Origin of the sequence: Peribacillus asahii (assembly GCF_003570725.1) — a bacterium.
GTDB classification, from domain to species: Bacteria; Bacillota; Bacilli; order Bacillales; family DSM-1321; genus Peribacillus; species Peribacillus asahii.
Genome location: NZ_QWVS01000023.1, coordinates 17167 through 33525, shown reverse-complemented (window position 1 = coordinate 33525; position 16359 = coordinate 17167). Strand labels below are relative to the sequence as shown.

General features: G+C 31.8%; 15 protein-coding genes. 1 reads left to right on the top strand and 14 read right to left on the bottom strand.

Annotated elements, in window-relative coordinates; all coding sequences use genetic code 11:
• The first annotated feature begins 14 nt into the window (after positions 1-14).
• Positions 15-167 carry a transposase gene (locus tag D1953_RS21025; protein ID WP_142920453.1) on the top strand — a complete coding sequence of 51 codons (153 nt, stop codon included), beginning with the start codon at positions 15-17 and terminating at the stop codon, positions 165-167.
• 585 nt (positions 168-752) lie between these two features.
• On the opposite strand, the gene D1953_RS12830 is transcribed toward D1953_RS21025, so the two are convergent.
• From D1953_RS12830 to D1953_RS12765, 14 genes are all read right to left on the bottom strand, one after another.
• Positions 753-1613: an FAD-binding protein gene (locus D1953_RS12830; RefSeq protein ID WP_119117594.1), complete on the bottom strand. Its 861-nt coding sequence runs from the start codon at positions 1611-1613 to the stop codon at positions 753-755.
• Positions 1614-1704: 91 nt separating this feature from the next.
• A complete protein-coding gene (locus D1953_RS12825) occupies positions 1705-3213 on the bottom strand; it encodes a lipopolysaccharide biosynthesis protein (protein WP_119117593.1) in 1509 nt (502 codons plus the stop codon).
• Between the two features lie 4 nt (positions 3214-3217).
• Positions 3218-4339: a polysaccharide pyruvyl transferase family protein gene (locus D1953_RS12820; protein WP_119117592.1), complete on the bottom strand. Its 1122-nt coding sequence runs from the start codon at positions 4337-4339 to the stop codon at positions 3218-3220.
• Positions 4336-5646: an O-antigen ligase family protein gene (locus D1953_RS12815; RefSeq protein ID WP_182480603.1), complete on the bottom strand. Its 1311-nt coding sequence runs from the start codon at positions 5644-5646 to the stop codon at positions 4336-4338. Before D1953_RS12815 ends, D1953_RS12820 begins: the two co-directional genes overlap by 4 nt.
• A gap of 30 nt (positions 5647-5676) precedes the next feature.
• Complete coding sequence (locus tag D1953_RS12810) at positions 5677-6894, bottom strand: glycosyltransferase (RefSeq protein WP_119117590.1); 1218 nt, start codon at positions 6892-6894, stop codon at positions 5677-5679.
• A 29-nt stretch (positions 6895-6923) separates the two neighbouring features.
• A complete protein-coding gene (locus D1953_RS12805) occupies positions 6924-8207 on the bottom strand; it encodes a glycosyltransferase family protein (protein WP_119117589.1) in 1284 nt (427 codons plus the stop codon).
• Positions 8188-9171 carry a glycosyltransferase gene (locus D1953_RS12800; protein ID WP_245980122.1) on the bottom strand — a complete coding sequence of 328 codons (984 nt, stop codon included), beginning with the start codon at positions 9169-9171 and terminating at the stop codon, positions 8188-8190. The genes D1953_RS12805 and D1953_RS12800 overlap by 20 nt, the downstream gene beginning before the upstream one ends.
• A gap of 5 nt (positions 9172-9176) precedes the next feature.
• Positions 9177-10304, bottom strand: coding sequence for a non-hydrolyzing UDP-N-acetylglucosamine 2-epimerase (wecB, locus tag D1953_RS12795; RefSeq protein ID WP_119117587.1), 1128 nt, complete (start codon positions 10302-10304; stop codon positions 9177-9179).
• A gap of 22 nt (positions 10305-10326) precedes the next feature.
• The gene (locus tag D1953_RS12790) at positions 10327-11181 is read right to left on the bottom strand and encodes an SDR family oxidoreductase (protein WP_119117586.1); all 855 of its coding nucleotides are present in this window, start codon (positions 11179-11181) and stop codon (positions 10327-10329) included.
• On the bottom strand, positions 11182-12204 hold the full coding sequence (locus D1953_RS12785; RefSeq protein ID WP_119117585.1) for a polysaccharide biosynthesis protein: 1023 nt from the start codon (positions 12202-12204) through the stop codon (positions 11182-11184).
• An 18-nt stretch (positions 12205-12222) separates the two neighbouring features.
• Positions 12223-13470, bottom strand: coding sequence for a glycosyltransferase family 4 protein (locus D1953_RS12780; RefSeq protein ID WP_119117584.1), 1248 nt, complete (start codon positions 13468-13470; stop codon positions 12223-12225).
• Positions 13471-13650: 180 nt separating this feature from the next.
• Positions 13651-14562 (bottom strand): NAD(P)-dependent oxidoreductase, encoded by a 912-nt coding sequence (locus tag D1953_RS12775; protein ID WP_119117583.1) that lies wholly within the window; start codon positions 14560-14562, stop codon positions 13651-13653.
• Positions 14563-14585: 23 nt separating this feature from the next.
• On the bottom strand, positions 14586-15410 hold the full coding sequence (locus tag D1953_RS12770) for an aldolase/citrate lyase family protein (protein WP_119117582.1): 825 nt from the start codon (positions 15408-15410) through the stop codon (positions 14586-14588).
• Positions 15411-16070, bottom strand: a complete 660-nt coding sequence (locus D1953_RS12765; protein ID WP_119117581.1) for a sugar transferase — start codon at positions 16068-16070, stop codon at positions 15411-15413.
• Between the last annotated feature and the right edge of the window lie 289 nt (positions 16071-16359).

Sequence of the window (16359 nt, the reverse complement as noted above, 5' to 3'; positions counted from 1 at the left end):
GGATTCTCCCTTTTATGGCTATCGATGATTTTGTATTTCAAAAAGATATTCATTATGGTAAACTTCTTTGTGACTTAGAAATTGGAAAACTGCTTGACTTACTTCCTTTACGAAAACAAAAAGATGTCACAAGATGGATTCAGAATCATCCAACTTATAATCAGTGACACGAGACGGATTACTTTACTTATCGAAAAACAATCGAAGAAACCGGAAGACCAATTATACGAGTTATGGACCATTTCTATTTACTGTAAAGTTTATATTATTTGCTAAATATACAAACCGCACTGTACAGAAAGCATCAAACTGGTTACCGAATTATCCTTCAATCAAAGCTGCAACACAAAATGGTTCAACTGAATTTACAAAGAGAATCAGAGAAGGATGTCTAAATACAATCCAAGTCATAGATTGTTGGCACCTAGTTCATAACCTAAATAAAAAGGTTAAACAATTTTTAAAAAGGATATTCCCCAGAAAAGTCTACCTCTAATCCATGAAATCATGTACTGAGGAACATACTCATCTTATAGAAAACTCCCACTTTTTTGTCTCACCGTTGGTGAGGCAAAAAAGTGGGAGTTGATTCAACGTATACAAGCTGGATATAAGGCGGAGGAGAGGGGTAAAAAACAAAAATAATCAAAAAAATTTACACTTAATAAAAAATTGTCAAAGAATAATCATAGCTACCGCCCAAAACTCAAATACTCGATAAAATTAGGTTATAATACACTGTTAATGTATCTTTATTTAACACGGATTACCTCAATTTTTAATTTTTTACCAAAAACAAAGTGTAATATCTTAGCAATGCTTATCAGAGCTAAAATTGGTAATGGACTACTGGATTTATTTTTTATCCAATTACTCGTTTTCAAAGAATATTGTGCTTTACCTACTCTAAATCCTTTTAACCACCCCATTATACGACCATTATTCTCATTAAATACTGAACCACAATTTGGGGCAACATTATCTTGATATTTTTTCGCCCATCGAATACGTTCAATAATTGGATTTAATTCGCTAAAATCTTTCTGAGGAAATTTAAAAACTGCACTAATAATAAACCTATCTTGACAACCAGTAAACATTGTTTTCCTGAATTCTACATCCATATCTTTTCTCTCAATTTCCTGTACTGAATTATCAATATCTATATAGATAACTTTTTCAACGTAGTCATAAATTGTTCTATTAATATGTTTACCTTCTCCTGCATTCATAGCTAGTGCTCCCCCAAGTGTTGCTGGAACTGAAGCTAAAAAATAAAAAGAGTCTAAAGAGTTTTTATAACAATAATTTAGAATCTCATGCATCATAACATTCGAGGATACCTCAAATAAACTTTCTGCTTTTGAAATACATTTAATGTTTTTCGGAATACTATTTTTTAATACTAGCGACTTAACTTTTTTCTTTGTAAATAACGTATTTGATCCATTTCCTAATATATATATTTCTTTATTGAACTTTTTTGCCCATTCAACAAAAAAAATGTAATCATCTATTGATTTAATTTCCCCATAATTCTCAAAATGATGGTGTGTTTTAAATTTAGATAAGGTGTCCGTTTGTATACTCTTTATCCTATTTTCCTTACTCATTTAATAATCATTCCTTTCCTTAAAAATTAAAAATCCATATAAAGTCACACTACATATATACATTGAATAATCAAAACAACCCTATTCGTTATTACTTCACCAACCCCACAATTCTCGTGACTGTATTTTTCATGTCGTTTCTATCAAAGATAAAGCCGCTGATCACCATCACCAAAGAGGAAAGTATCCCCACTAGAAACACATCTGCAAACCATGATACATAGCTTACTGGATTTAGTTCTATAAAGAAAAACGGAATCCAAGTAACTGCTATACATATAAACGTCCTAACAATTCTATATACCGTATTTTTAACAGGAAGTTTCGTCACATTTTTTGGAATGAAGAATAGTAAATCTATATCTCTATAAATATTTGAAAGAATTGAAGCTATTAATACTCCTGATATACCAAAGAAAGGAACTAATGCAATACCACCAATTACAACAATAGCACCTTGAATGGTAGTTTGTATCTTAGTTTCTTTAAACAAACCTGCAGAAATAACAAGCATCCCCTGTGGAACCTTAATGTTATTTAATAAACTATTGATAACAAACAAAAAACCAATCAATGGTAAGTCATAATTTGTATCCGTAATACCATTAGTATATATTCGGATAAAGGGCATTATTGTTACTAATGCGATAGAATAAACAACTGTTAACAAACTATAATAGGCAAACTCAAATTCTCTATAAGCCTTTTGGAGAGTCTTATTCTCTCCCCTTGCAATAATGTCGCCAAACGATGCTGATAATCCATTTGCAAAAACATTTAATATTGCATTCAAACCAGCTATAACTATATTAAAAATCGAATAAACACTTACTAATAATAAATTTTTTGAAACTATTGTTAAAATAATAATCGGAGCTCCAGTATGTATTGCCCCTAAAATTTGTAGATACAATGCATCCCATCTTTTTTTTAAAGCATCAAATTTCGGTTCTACAAAGTAGTTTATATACTTATATTTAATCTTTACGTAAATCATTAATATAAATGACCGTAAGAATATTGATAGTAACGCCACAGCACGTAGAATTACTATGTCAACATGTAGATTTGCTAGAACAACAATAATCAGAGTATTGACAATAATATATACTATTGAAGCCAAAGATATAATATAGGTCTTTTGATCTGCGGTAAGTAACACCCTATATTTTGAAAGTGTAAAAAACTCTAAAGCCCCATTAACACCAAGAATCAAAACCAATAATCCAACATTAAACGGTGTTATAGCATCAGTTTTTATGAACATTGGATATATCACTGCTAAGCCAATTGTCAGTGATACAAATATATATCCTGCCTGTGTATAAAACTTCTTTGCTGCTGTTATAACTCTATTTATAGTTTTATGGTCATCATCTGCAAGGGGTTTATATAAGGCATATACAGCAGCACTTGATAACCCGGCTTCTACCAAATTAAAGTAAACAACAAATTGAGTTATTGAGGATACTAAACCATTAATCTCAGAACCATATGATTTGAGCATTACCCCGGGTATAATTAAGCCTGAAATCAATACTAATATTTGAAGAACTGCATTGAATATTGAGTTGTATAAAAATTTCTTAGTCCTACTCATTACTTCATTTAATTTCCAATGCGTTTATTAAATAATCCATTGACTGTGCTCTTTTTTCCTCTAATATACTAAGCGGCTTAGAATAGTCAATTTGTTCACTATTAAAAATATCATCTTGATCTGTAATTATTCTATGCTGCAGTTCTAGCGAATTTAATAAGTCAACAATTCTAGAATTCCTACTTCTACTTAATATAGAATTGAAATCTTTCCGGTAGATAATCGATAATGCTGTTCCATGGAATGAATTAGTAACAATATATGAGGCGTTCTTAATAAGACCCAATAACTCAGATGGTCCAGCATTACAAATTATGTCTTTTGAATGAGGCCTATTGTAAGGTATTCCGCAAACTTCAATAATCTTCAATTTACGTTCTTTAGCTACTTTATTTGCAACTTCAATAGCTTTTGGATTCCTTGCTAATTGATATATTAACAGATAATTATTCTTTTGATTTTGAGGCTCTATCGTTATTTTATCATAGTCTGAGCATTCCAATAATAAGGTCGGGTCTAAGGTAACTGTTGGACACATATCGGACTCATTTGATATATAATCAGCTAAAGACTTTTCACGTACTGCAATTGAATCAAAGTTCCTAAGTAGTTCAAAAAATGCCTTTTTCTTTGCTTTTCTGTTTATAACCTCAACATCACCAACACTTGCTGCATAAGAAATATTCTTAATATGATTGTCTAAAACCCCACCAAAATATGTTGAATCAAACCCATTGGTGATTTCAGGATTCCAAATTTGGTCACTTCCACAAATGTAAGCAGAAAAATTAACATTTAATTCATTTATATTATTAATCTTTATTGTAAGCCTTAGCTCTTTCTCAATAAATTCATTAAATTTATTTCTCTTCTTCGTGTAATCTTTTTCAATTAATAATTTGTAACGTGACCACCTTGCAATACTTTTGATAGGATTTTTTCGAAAATCAACTAGACACTTTCTTTCTTGTTCTCTTGGTAGATACGCTGCTTCTTGCAGGAATGGAACATAATTTATAATATGAGCATCTATCCCTTGTTTTATTAACCATGTTTGAGTTGCATATGCTTGTAAAACTGCTCCGTAATTAGTCGCATAGTGAAAAGTTAAAATACCAATTTTCATCTATTTTGTTCCTTTCTTTTAAATGCTAATTCTACCCCCATTGGTATAGCCGCAAAAATCATATATATGAATAACATATTATAATAATGAAACGGATTTCCAATCATAGAATAAAACAAAATTATTATCTGTATATATAAAGATGCTAATAGATAAGGTCTGTATTTATAAAATTCATGGCCATACTGATTTCTATATGCCATTCGAATCAATTTAAACGTTCTGTTCAAAACCCAAATAATAGGTATAAAGTATATAACCGAACCAATAAACCCAGTCTCAACCATCATTTGTAGTAAATCGTTATGCGCACCTAAACTTGTATCAATCTCCCCATTACTTAATGATGTATACGTACCAATACCTGATCCAAATAAATAATACTCTTTAAAAAGCTGCAATGCACCTTCATATAATTCAAATCTCCCTGATGAAAAATCTGTGTCATCGCCATTATTAACAAACCTCCCCAAAGTTTGTTCTAAAGCTGGAATAAAACCGCTTAAAATATATATGGTAATTACCACTATAGCTGATGCTAAAAGAATATTAAATATTCGTGTTTTCTTAAGGCTTAAAGGACCAACATACCAAGTAACTAAAGCTGCAATAATATTACCAATCAACATTCCCCTTTTCCCAGTAAGAAATAATGCAGCTATCAATATTAGCAAAAATATAATTTGGATTTTCCCCTTTTGTGATTTCTTACTGAAAATATTAGCAAATACAATTGCTATTCCTAAAGTTATTAAAAATGAATTTGTTCCTAATTGACCAGCAATTCCTGGGTAACTATTGTTCTGCATCCAATAAACAATTAAGTTTTGATTTATTGTAGAGTACATAGGAAGTACCAATGCATAGTATACTATAGGTAAAAATACAGATATTATAGTAATAATGGCATGAGTCATTGAAAACACAAGTTGTGTTTTCAAACAAATACTATGCCACCCTATTGTGTTTGATAATATTATTAGAATTATCCCAAATAAAACATAATAAGAAAAATATTGTATTGAATTTGAAAAATTATCACTCACTAATACTGAAAACAGCATCATAAAAAAACAAAGAATTAACCATAAGTGACCTTCAAGTAAGTGAATTCTTATGCCGAGCAGCATTATATTTAACACTAATATAAATATCATTAACAATAAAAAGGGAACGGATAAAAAAGAAAGCTTATCAATTGATAAACTTTGTATCGCCAAAAGGAATAAAACAACAATTAAACTTATTATGTTTCTGTATCCTTTTCCTTTAAGCTCATTTGTAGTGTTAAAATTTTTTATGTGCATTATTAATCGCTCCAACATTTAAGTTCCTAGTTATTTAATCATTTTTTTGTATACATCTAAATATCCTTCAACCATTTTTTCTTTTGAATAATGTACATAGGCCCTGTTTGAAATTTCTTCCCCCTGTCTATTCTTGAAATTAATCCACTTTAAAGTACAATTAGTCAATGCCTCAATATCACCATATTCGACAAATTCACTATACTCTTTTAAGCAAATTGTTTCGGGACCTCCCGCCTTAAATCCTATTACAGGTGTTCCACATGCCAATGATTCAGCCGAAGGCATGCTAAATGTCTCTCGCTTACTTGTTATAATTGTTAAATCTGCCATAGAATAATATTTGGCTAAAATATTTTGATCGTTAACTCTTCCAATATTAAGCATATTAGGTGGTACCTTTACTGTAGTATCATTACTACCTATTACAACGATTTTCACATTCTCATCTTTAAGATTCTCAGCTAGTTGGTATATATACCTTCCACCTTTTAAATCATCTTCTCTAGTAGTAAAATTTGCTGTAACATGTAAAATAATTTTCTGTTCCTCAATCCCTAATTCTTTTTTCAAATCATTAAAAGGAACCGGATGAAATATATTTTTAGTGTCTATTCCATTTTCAATCGTCACCATTTTTTTCCCCATAAGAATTGGAGCTAACTGTGCCCTCTCATGTAACCATGGAGAAACACAAGTTATAACAAGGTTATTAAAGTCTTTAAAAGCCTTATACATTTTTCTCCATGCGGTTGCCGTTCTATCAAAATAGTAAGAGTACGTAGCATCCCATAATTGAGGACAAGCACCACATCCTGTTTTCCACTTTTCACACTCAAAAGCATGACCACAATTTCCAGTATACATAAATTCTGCATGTAAAGTTAAAACAGTGTTTATATCTTCTTTCTTTAAAAATTCCAATAGTTTATATATATTAACAAAAAAGCCATTAATACAATGCAAATGTACAACATCAGGTTTTTCTTTTTTTATATATTTAATTAATCTAAGAGTTGACATATAACCAGAACCATATTGTAATCCCATGAAATGAGCCCAAATTCTATAAAAAGAAAGTTCATAATGACTCGCTACCATGTATATATTTGAATCATTAACTTTTTGGCCTGCACCATAACAGACTAATGATTGAATACCGTCCTCTTCTAAAACTTTATGAATATCTGCAGTGATTTTACCTGTACTCCCTTGGTTATAGAGTATATTTACTTGAAGTATTTTCATTTTGTATACCCTCTTTAAATCTGGAAATTTCAGAATAACTCAATAATTTTGTTAGCAATATATTTTGGTGTTGCTTTATAATAAATATTTTCAACTTCTTCAAATTCAATTCGATTATTTGAACTTTTTATTAATTCTAGAATATTCAATTCATTTTTTTCTATTAAGTTTTCGGCATTACTTACGCAACAAGAATTATTATATTGCTTAAGTATCGAAATCACTGGATCTTCTAGATTTGAATAAAAGTGAACAATAGGATTCCCAGTAGAGACATACTCAAATATTTTACTTGGCAATTGTGATATATCTGAATTTCCTATCGAAAGAAGTATATCCGCATTGATAATTGCAGCCTTAGCAAAACCCGTTGGTACACTTCCGTGATTTATTATATTTTCTGGATACAACTCACAATAGCTATTTACTATAGAACTACAATCTCCATTGATATAAAAATGTAAAAGTATTCGTTTATCCTTTTCAATTATCCTAGTAAACAATTTTAAAGCAGTTAATGGGGACCTTAACTTTTTATATAGAGAACCTGTATATACTATATTAATCCTATTAGGATCAAATATCTTACTCTCCATTGTTGTTATTCTTTTTAGAAGAGGATGTTCCACCTGGAAAAATTTAGTATCAAACTGAGGGAAATATGTTTCAAGATGCTTATTCCATGAATCTACAAAAAGCACCTTATTACACTCTTCTAACATTCTTTTCTCTAACAAAAGGTGATTTTTAAATTTTTTCTTTCGATTATTTTCTGTTCTGTGTAATGTTTTATTTTGACTGAATTTATCAAACAAAAAAGGAACAACCTTCACTTTATTATTATATTTCTTTTTATATTCAAGTGCTGCTAAAACACTTTCAAAAGGAAGGCAGGTGGGAATAATCGTATCAATTTCACCATTTAATTTTTCTAACTCATGTAAATAGGCTTCAATATCTTTCTGCTTAACATTGCTCTTTTTTATAAGCGCACCCATATACCCATAAGCTCTTAAAGATATCTTTTCCATTTGAAGAAACCGTCTTCTTACCCCTTGAGATGTTTTAAGCCTTTCAGATATTTTATTTCTTGAATAGTTATCAGTTGTATTGATATACCTTATACGACTATTTTCATAATAAATATTCTTTTGACTATTTTCACTTTTTTTCGTTATTATTGTAATATTAAACTTCTCAGACAATTCTTGAACTAAATTGTAGATACATACACCTACTGCTGAAAAATTTGGATAATAACCATCAACTATAAAGACAATGTTTTTCATTAAATCACCCTTTAATTGCTTCACTAAACTTCCTTGTTAATTCTACACTATTGAAAGCATTAAAAAACTGAACATTATCATACCCATCTAGTATCTCATGCGAAAAGGCACAATCAGATGCTAGAATTGGTGTTCCATGCATTTTTGCTTCAATTAAAGGAAGACCGACCGTTTCAATAAAAGAAGGAAATACGAGTATCGAATTCGAATAGTATTCAAATACTTCTTCTCTTGATATCCCTCCAATAAAATGTACTGGAATTTCTTTCTCTTTTACTTTCTTATACAAAGCAGATATATGCTCATTCTCATCGCCACTTAGTGTAAATACTACCTTATAATCACCTATTCGTTGTTCCTTAAGTTTTATACAGGCATCAATGATTACTTTGTGATTTTTAAATAAAGCACCACTAGCTGGATAGAAAAACGTTGAAAGACTTTGTCTTGTTTCAACAAATCGCTTTTTGACATCGATATCTATTTGGGGGCTTATTACCTCAATTTTATTTGAATCCACATTAAGCATATCTATGCATTTCTTCTTCATCCACTCAGTCTGAACAATTACTTTATTAGCCTCTTTAATTGACTGAAAAATACCTTTACTTAAGATATTTTGGTGTATCCAGAGTAATCTACTTTCACCTATAGAAAATCTATGCTCAACAAAAGGCAATGAATTATGAACATAAACTGTTTGATAAGCATTAGTATGTGGAATGATCATATTTTGTAATGAAAGCACCCTATCTACTTCATATTTGGAAATTAACTTAGATGCTACAAAATTGTCAAAATAGAGCCTATGCAGCCAACTCTTTTTTATCCATGGAAAGCTTAGAACCTTAATATTTTGTGTATCATCAAGTTTAGGCTTGCTTACGACAAAAATATATTCATTCTCTTCATCCTCTTTAAATTTATTATAAAATTCGTGTAAGATAGATAAAGCTCCTCCACTTTCCGCAGGAACATCAAAGACCATTGTCTTCACGATTTTCTCCACACCATTCTATTAACAATCCCTGTATAGCTTTGAATTATCTTTACTACCTTTACACTGACATTTTCATCTGTGTAATTAGGGACATCTACCCCCATATCACCATTAGCATTCATGCCTACTGCCATATCCACAGCCTGAAGTACCTGCTCAGTAGTTATGCTGCCAATAATCAAGTTGCCTTTATCAAAAACTTCCGGACGTTCTGTACTTGTCCTTACAGAAACTGCTGGAAATTTAAAATATGAAGCCTCTTCTGCAACAGTCCCACTATCTGAAACTACACAGAACGCATTACGTTGAAGATTATTATAATCTGAAAAACTAAAAGGCTGTAGACTTCTCACATTCGAATGAAATTTAAATCCACGTTGTTCAATAAACTTCTTGCTTCTTGGGTGAGTACTGTAAATCACCTGCATATCATAAGTTTCAGCCATTGCATTGACTGCGTTCATAAGGGCCATGAAGTTTTCCTCATTATCAATATTTTCTTCCCTATGAGCCGATAACAAAATATATTTACCTCTCTCTAGATCAAGAGTTTCTAATACTTTACTCTTGTTAATCTTATCAGCATTAACACTAAGAACTTCTGCCATAGGTGACCCTACAACATAGGTTCTTTCTTTCGCCACCCCTTCAGAGTTTAAATATCGCCTAGCATGTTCTGTATAGCAAAGATTAACATCACTTGTATGATCTACAATTCGCCTGTTAATCTCTTCAGGCAAATTCTCATCAAAACATCTGTTTCCTGCTTCCATATGAAAAATAGGAATTTTCAATCTCTTAGCTGATATCACACTAAGACAAGAGTTTGTATCGCCAAGGACTAAAACTGCATCCGGCCTTTGTTCAACCATTATTTCATATGACTTTGCAAGTACATTTCCCATAGTTTTACCTAAATTATCTCCCACGACACCTAAATAATGATCAGGTGCTCTTAACCCTAACTCTTCAAAAAACACTTCATTTAGAGTATAGTCATAATTCTGACCTGTATGAACTAGTATATGATTAAAGTACCTATCGCACTTTTTTATTATCTCGGATAGTTTAATAATTTCCGGACGAGTCCCCACGATTGTCATCAATTTTAATTTGCTCACTTAGTTTTCCTCCCTCTATCATCTATTTAAAATAATGCTTATAAAGCTCTTTATGATTTTGTATCCACTCTTTCATCTCTATAACCATTTGCTCATAACTAGGAACTATAAATTTAAAATCATTTCTATTATTAATAAGGGACTTATCAACTATTACAGCATCACTTGAAATAATCGATATAGTCTCGTCTCTCATGTGCTTGTTAAATAACTTAAGTAAATCCAACTTGCTAATACACCTATTATTCACCAAATTGTATAAACCAGTTAAATTTTCTTTCAGAGCTTTCTCCATAGCCTTGGCCAGAGTTAATGTCGTAACTCCTGTCCACATTGCTTTAGAATAACCATCGATTTGCCCCTCTTGTTTCATGAACCAATTAAAGAGCCCTATCCCCTCTTCATTCATATCTGGACCAATAATTGAGTTTCTAAAAGTTAAATCTTTATTATTTTCAAGCTCACCTAGTGCCTTAGATCTATCATAAAAAGTTGCTCCATCTTTAAATGAGATTTCAGTATATCCACCTGTTTTTCCTGAAAAAACGCAGTCTGTACTCATATGAATGATCCGAGTCTTCGAATCTTTGGTAATATCGCTTAAATAATGTGGCAAGTAGCTATTTAACAAAATTGATAAAGACTTGTTCTCTTCAGCATCATTATTTAAAATACCTATCGCATTAATGACTGCATCGTAGTTGCCTTCTAACACAATACTTTTTACGAAAGCAAAGTTAGTAATATCACCAATTATATTATTACAATACTCAAATCGTCTTCTGCTAAAGGCAGTTACATCATGACCATTTTCTTTTAGATAGATAGAAATTATATGACCAGCCATCCCAGTTGCACCAAGCACCAAAATTTTCATCTATCTATTCCTCCAGCTTTTTAATTCTCCCTGAATATAGTCTAAATTAAGTAGCTTATCCTTTATAGCTTCAATACTAAGTCTTTCCGTATTATGAGAGTTATAATCTTCAACTTGTTGTAACTCCTCACTACCTTCTACAAAATATTTATCATAGTTAAGATCTCTTTTATCGGCCGGCACCCTATAAAACCCACCTAAGTCTTGTGCGACTAAATGTTCTTCTTTTGTGAGAAGGGTTTCATACAATTTTTCTCCATGACGAGTACCTATAACTTTGATTTCATTATCAGCATTAAATAATTCTTTGATTGCCTGAGCTAAGTCACCGATAGTTGAGGCTGGTGCTTTTTGAACCATGATATCCCCTGCTTCTGCATTTTCGAATGCAAAAACTACAAGTTCTACCGCTTCTTCAAGACTCATTAAAAATCTCGTCATATTTGAGTCAGTAACTGTTAAAGGCTTTCCATCCTTAATTTGCTCCACGAACAATGGAATAACCGAACCCCTAGATGCCATAACATTACCATATCGAGTACCACAAATTAAAGTTCTTTCTGGTTCCACAGTTCTAGATTTCGCCACAAAAACTTTTTCCATCATAGCTTTGGAAATCCCCATTGCATTTATAGGGTATGCTGCTTTATCTGTAGACAAACAAATAACCTTTTTAACCCCCATTTCGATAGCACCTGTAATAACATTATCTGTTCCCATTACATTCGTTTTGACTGCCTCAAGAGGAAAAAACTCACATGATGGTACTTGTTTAAGTGCTGCTGCATGAAAAATATAATCTACCCCATGCATTGCATTTTTTACACTTGCTAAATCACGAACATCTCCAATATAGAACTTAAGCTTATCATTTTTATATAACTTCCTCATATCATCTTGCTTTTTCTCATCTCGAGAAAATATTCGGATTTGTTTAATATCTGTATCTAAAAATCTTTTCATTACGGCATTCCCAAAAGAACCTGTTCCACCAGTTATTAAAAGCGTTTTATCTTTGAACATATTACTTTTCCCCATTCATTAATTTTTATTTGTAACTACCTTTTCTAGAGCATTAATATATTTTTTTGTAGCAATTATCCTTGAATATTTCTCGTTTACGTATCTCCGACTATTCAATCCACATTTTTGAGTGTATTGCTTGTTATTGTACATTTCTAAAATAGCCTGTTTTAATTTTTCACCAGAGTCTGGTTCAATTGCAATTCCGCATTCTCCTTCAATAACAGATGCACTCAATTCACTATCTAAATCAAAGCAACTTATTATTGCTTGACCAGTAGCCATCATTGTCCATGTTTTACTCGGAAAGCCATTCTTCGAAGTCCCTTTTTTCCCCAAAACAATACCTACATCGCCTAAACTATAAACATAAGAAACTTCTTCTAATGGTTGTAAGGGAAAGAACTTAATATTTGAAGCATTTGAGTCAACAATATATTGCTCTATTTCTTCTTTTCTGACTCCACCGCCTATAATTACAAATTCAAGATCTTTTATATGTTCTAAATCTTTTGCAGCATCGACTAAAATTTCAACATTTTGTGGTAATCCTAAATTCCCACAATAAGTAACAAAGAATTTATTTCTATCAAGCTTAAATCTATCAAATAAAATATTATCTCTTCTAGGAATAGGAACTACTTTATCTGTATCTATCCAATTATAAATAACTTCAATTTTATCCTTTGATATCCCGGTATCAATATTTCTTCTTCGAAATAATTCTGATACCGTTATAATATATTGGCTGCCTTTTAGTGAAACTTTTTCTAAGGTTTTCCCAAGTGAATATAATAACTTTTTTTTCAATCCTTCTTTCGCTATCCCAGTAGAAATAATCGATTCAGAAACAACATCACTTTCCAGATATAGCAGTGGAACTCTTTTTAACTTTTTTATAAGAACGCTAATAGGTCCTATAAAAACAGGCATCGAGTGACTCATTATTATGTCTACTTTCTTTTCTTTTAATGCCCTGAAAGACATTCCTAAAGTAAGTAATAACATTCTAATGGCTCTAGATGTTAAAGACTTTTCATTTGCAGAAACATATACTCTATGAATTACAAGTTTGCCATTATATTGCTTTTCAATTTTCATATTCCTATATTTTAGCTTAATCTCTTCAGATACTCTCCAAGGCGCAGGAGTTACAAGTACGACTTCATGACCCGCATCTATTAAATCTGCTATCAAATCCATCCCAAGATGGGTACCACCCGATATTTCAGGATAATAGCTCGGCCTAAACATCAAAATTTTCATAAAATTACCATCCTTAAAATTCCATTACAAAAAATTTGAATTCAACATATATTTCATTAGTTCTTTACATAAGAAAAATATTATTATATACTTTTTATTCAACTTTAAATCTTCTTCTACTGATGTACTTTATGCGGTAATAAATTTCAAATCTCTCAATACCACTACCAATATTCTGTTTCAAGAAGATTTAAATACTGATGTTAAATTCTTAATCCCTAAATCAAATAACCTTTCATTGACTTTATCAGAAACAAATGAATTATGAGGTGTGACAATTACATTCCCCCTCCCCCACAATGGACTGTTTTTAGACAAAGGCTCGCCCTCAAATACATCAAGAGCAACTCCAAGAAACTTTCCTAATTGAATTGCCTCTATCAATGCTACTTCATCTATCACACCACCACGAGAAACATTTATAAGAATACTATGATCTTTCATCTTTTCTATCTTGTGATCATTTATCAAGTGGTGCGTATCCTCTGTAAGTGGAATCGTCAAGATCATAATATCACTTTTTCTCAGAACTTCATCTATATCATCAATTGAATAATACTCATCAAGTAAATCAGATTCTATTTGTCGTCTACCAACCCCTATAATATTAACACCAAAAGCCTTAAGTCGTTTAGCAATTTCATTACCAACACTGCCAAAACCAATAATGCCGGCAGTCTTATCTGTCAGTTCTAACAAATCCCTCTGTTTTTCCCATTTATGATCATGCTGTGCCACGTAAAACTGTCTGCTCTTTTTATAAATTTCTAAAATCTTTAGTATCACCCACTCAGCCATTGGAATACTGTACACTCCCTTTGCATTAAAAAGCCTTATTCCACGCTCCTTAATATAATCAAGTGGTACCCTATCCAGCCCAGCACTAGTAAGCTGTATGAATTTCAGATTCTTAAACTTATTAATGTCATTGTAGAGAAACAGACCATTACAAACCACTGCATCAATATCTGAAACATCTATCTGCAAAGGAACTCTTTCATCCTGAACAAAGATAATTTCATAGCCAAGTAACTTTAGCCTATTCAGTTGTTCTTCACTATATTTAAATGCCCCAGTAAGTAATAGTTTCATATACTTTTCCTCTTCCAAATCAATTATTTTGTAATAGTCCCCGCAATCTCCATTACTTTTTCATGAACGAACGTTTGATTTTTATCAAAAAAATTCTTCTCTTCATTTAATAATCTATCTTCATAGTCTCTTATCTCTTTAACACCATTCCTAAAAATTTCTGCTATCTGACCAATATCACATTTCTTATTAGTATTACAAAAGCTTCTAGATAGAATGGCCATGCTAGAACCCAAACGATGATGTTCTGCAATAATGTTCTCTGCAGGAAGGGTTCCTTGTCCGAGCTGTGCTATTCCTCCAAAACCATAAGGGATACCTTTAGCTTCAGCCTTTTTGCAAAGCATTTCAACTGTTCCATTTACTAAAAGTTCGAACATAAAATTCATATTATAGCTAAGATGTAAATCGTTTAAGCCAATATGAATGTAGTTAATGCCTTGAACAGTTAAAATAGAATCTATATTTTCTACAGCCTCTGATGTTTCACATAAAAGGCATGTCTCAGCCCTACCATTTACATAATTGACAAAAACCTCGACCTCTTCTTTGGTTTTAAAGAATGGAAGCATTACAATATTCGCTCCATCTTGAATCACTCTATCTATCTCTTCTTTTGAGCCCTCATAAATTGGATTAACCCGAACAAGCAGCTTGGATTTAGTAAGTATTTTCTTGACTCTCTTAACATCTTCTATACTATGTCGGGATATGACTGTATCCAAATGTCCTTGTCGTTCGTCTTTACCATTAATCTCGAGATCAATAAAGATCCAATCTACACCGCTGTTTTCAGCTATATTTGCGATATCTTCTCTATTTGTAATGTACATTAACTTTAAAGGCATTTACTTTGCCCCACTTTCTTCTTTTGTTGCTGCTATCTCGGTTTCCTGATTGTTATCTGTAGCTACTTTAGCAGTCTCACTAACATTGACATTATCCTGCATTGCAAGAACCTTAATAATTGTTCTAAAGAATATTTTCAAATCAAAGCCAAAGGAAAGGTTGTCAACATATTCAGTATCGTACTCAATCCTTTTATTCCAAGGCAAACCTTTTCGCCCGTTAACCTGCGCCCACCCTGTAACACCTGGTCTAACGTCGAATCTCTTTTTTTGCACCCGTGTATATTCATCAATTGGCCAGGGATGGTATGTTAGAGTAGGTCGAGGTCCAATAATCGACATGTCTCCTTTAATAATATTTACAAACTGTGGAAATTCATCAATACTAGTTTTACGAATGAATTTCCCAACTTTTGTAACCCTAGCATCACCTTTAGTTTCATACACACCGCTTTTTTCAGCACCAACGCACATTGAACGAAATTTATATATTTTGAATACCTTTCCATTTAATCCAAGACGCTCCTGCTGAAAAATGACAGGCCCTTTAGACTCAAGTTTAATAGCGATAGCTACTACTAATAAAATCGGAGAAAGAATTGTCAACCCAATCAGAGATAAAACAATATCTAATAACCTCTTCACCTTTTTATAAAACATAATAAGCTCAAAACTCCTCTGCTATATTTTTATACAATATTTAACAAATTGCTTTTTAGTAGATTAGGACTTTATTGGAACTTTAATTTCTCCAATCAACTACTAAACCACTAAATTATTTCTAATTCATATACGCATATTGCATTCTTAATTCAATTAACCAGACTCATAATCCATACCTTTTCACTTCACTGCCACCCTCACTATTTCCGATATTGTTAAAAAAAGGATAAAAGTATCTGATCCCCCTTATAAGTCATCCTCCAAATTAATCTAAAGCTCGAAGGGT

Excerpts from the sequence above, each read along its gene's own strand:
- D1953_RS12830 (WP_119117594.1), bottom strand. The coding sequence starts at position 1,613 with ATGAGTAAGGAAAATAGGATAAAGAGTATACAAACGGACACCTTATCT.
- D1953_RS12785 (WP_119117585.1), bottom strand. The coding sequence starts at position 12,204 with ATGTTCAAAGATAAAACGCTTTTAATAACTGGTGGAACAGGTTCTTTT.
- D1953_RS21025 (WP_142920453.1), top strand. The coding sequence starts at position 15 with ATGGCTATCGATGATTTTGTATTTCAAAAAGATATTCATTATGGTAAA.
- D1953_RS12810 (WP_119117590.1), bottom strand. The coding sequence starts at position 6,894 with ATGAAAATACTTCAAGTAAATATACTCTATAACCAAGGGAGTACAGGT.
- D1953_RS12820 (WP_119117592.1), bottom strand. The coding sequence starts at position 4,339 with ATGAAAATTGGTATTTTAACTTTTCACTATGCGACTAATTACGGAGCA.
- D1953_RS12825 (WP_119117593.1), bottom strand. The coding sequence starts at position 3,213 with ATGAGTAGGACTAAGAAATTTTTATACAACTCAATATTCAATGCAGTT.
- D1953_RS12800 (WP_245980122.1), bottom strand. The coding sequence starts at position 9,171 with ATGGTCTTTGATGTTCCTGCGGAAAGTGGAGGAGCTTTATCTATCTTA.
- D1953_RS12775 (WP_119117583.1), bottom strand. The coding sequence starts at position 14,562 with ATGAAACTATTACTTACTGGGGCATTTAAATATAGTGAAGAACAACTG.
- D1953_RS12780 (WP_119117584.1), bottom strand. The coding sequence starts at position 13,470 with ATGAAAATTTTGATGTTTAGGCCGAGCTATTATCCTGAAATATCGGGT.
- D1953_RS12815 (WP_182480603.1), bottom strand. The coding sequence starts at position 5,646 with ATGCACATAAAAAATTTTAACACTACAAATGAGCTTAAAGGAAAAGGA.
- D1953_RS12770 (WP_119117582.1), bottom strand. The coding sequence starts at position 15,410 with ATGCCTTTAAAGTTAATGTACATTACAAATAGAGAAGATATCGCAAAT.
- D1953_RS12765 (WP_119117581.1), bottom strand. The coding sequence starts at position 16,070 with ATGTTTTATAAAAAGGTGAAGAGGTTATTAGATATTGTTTTATCTCTG.
- D1953_RS12790 (WP_119117586.1), bottom strand. The coding sequence starts at position 11,181 with ATGAAAATTTTGGTGCTTGGTGCAACTGGGATGGCTGGTCATATAATT.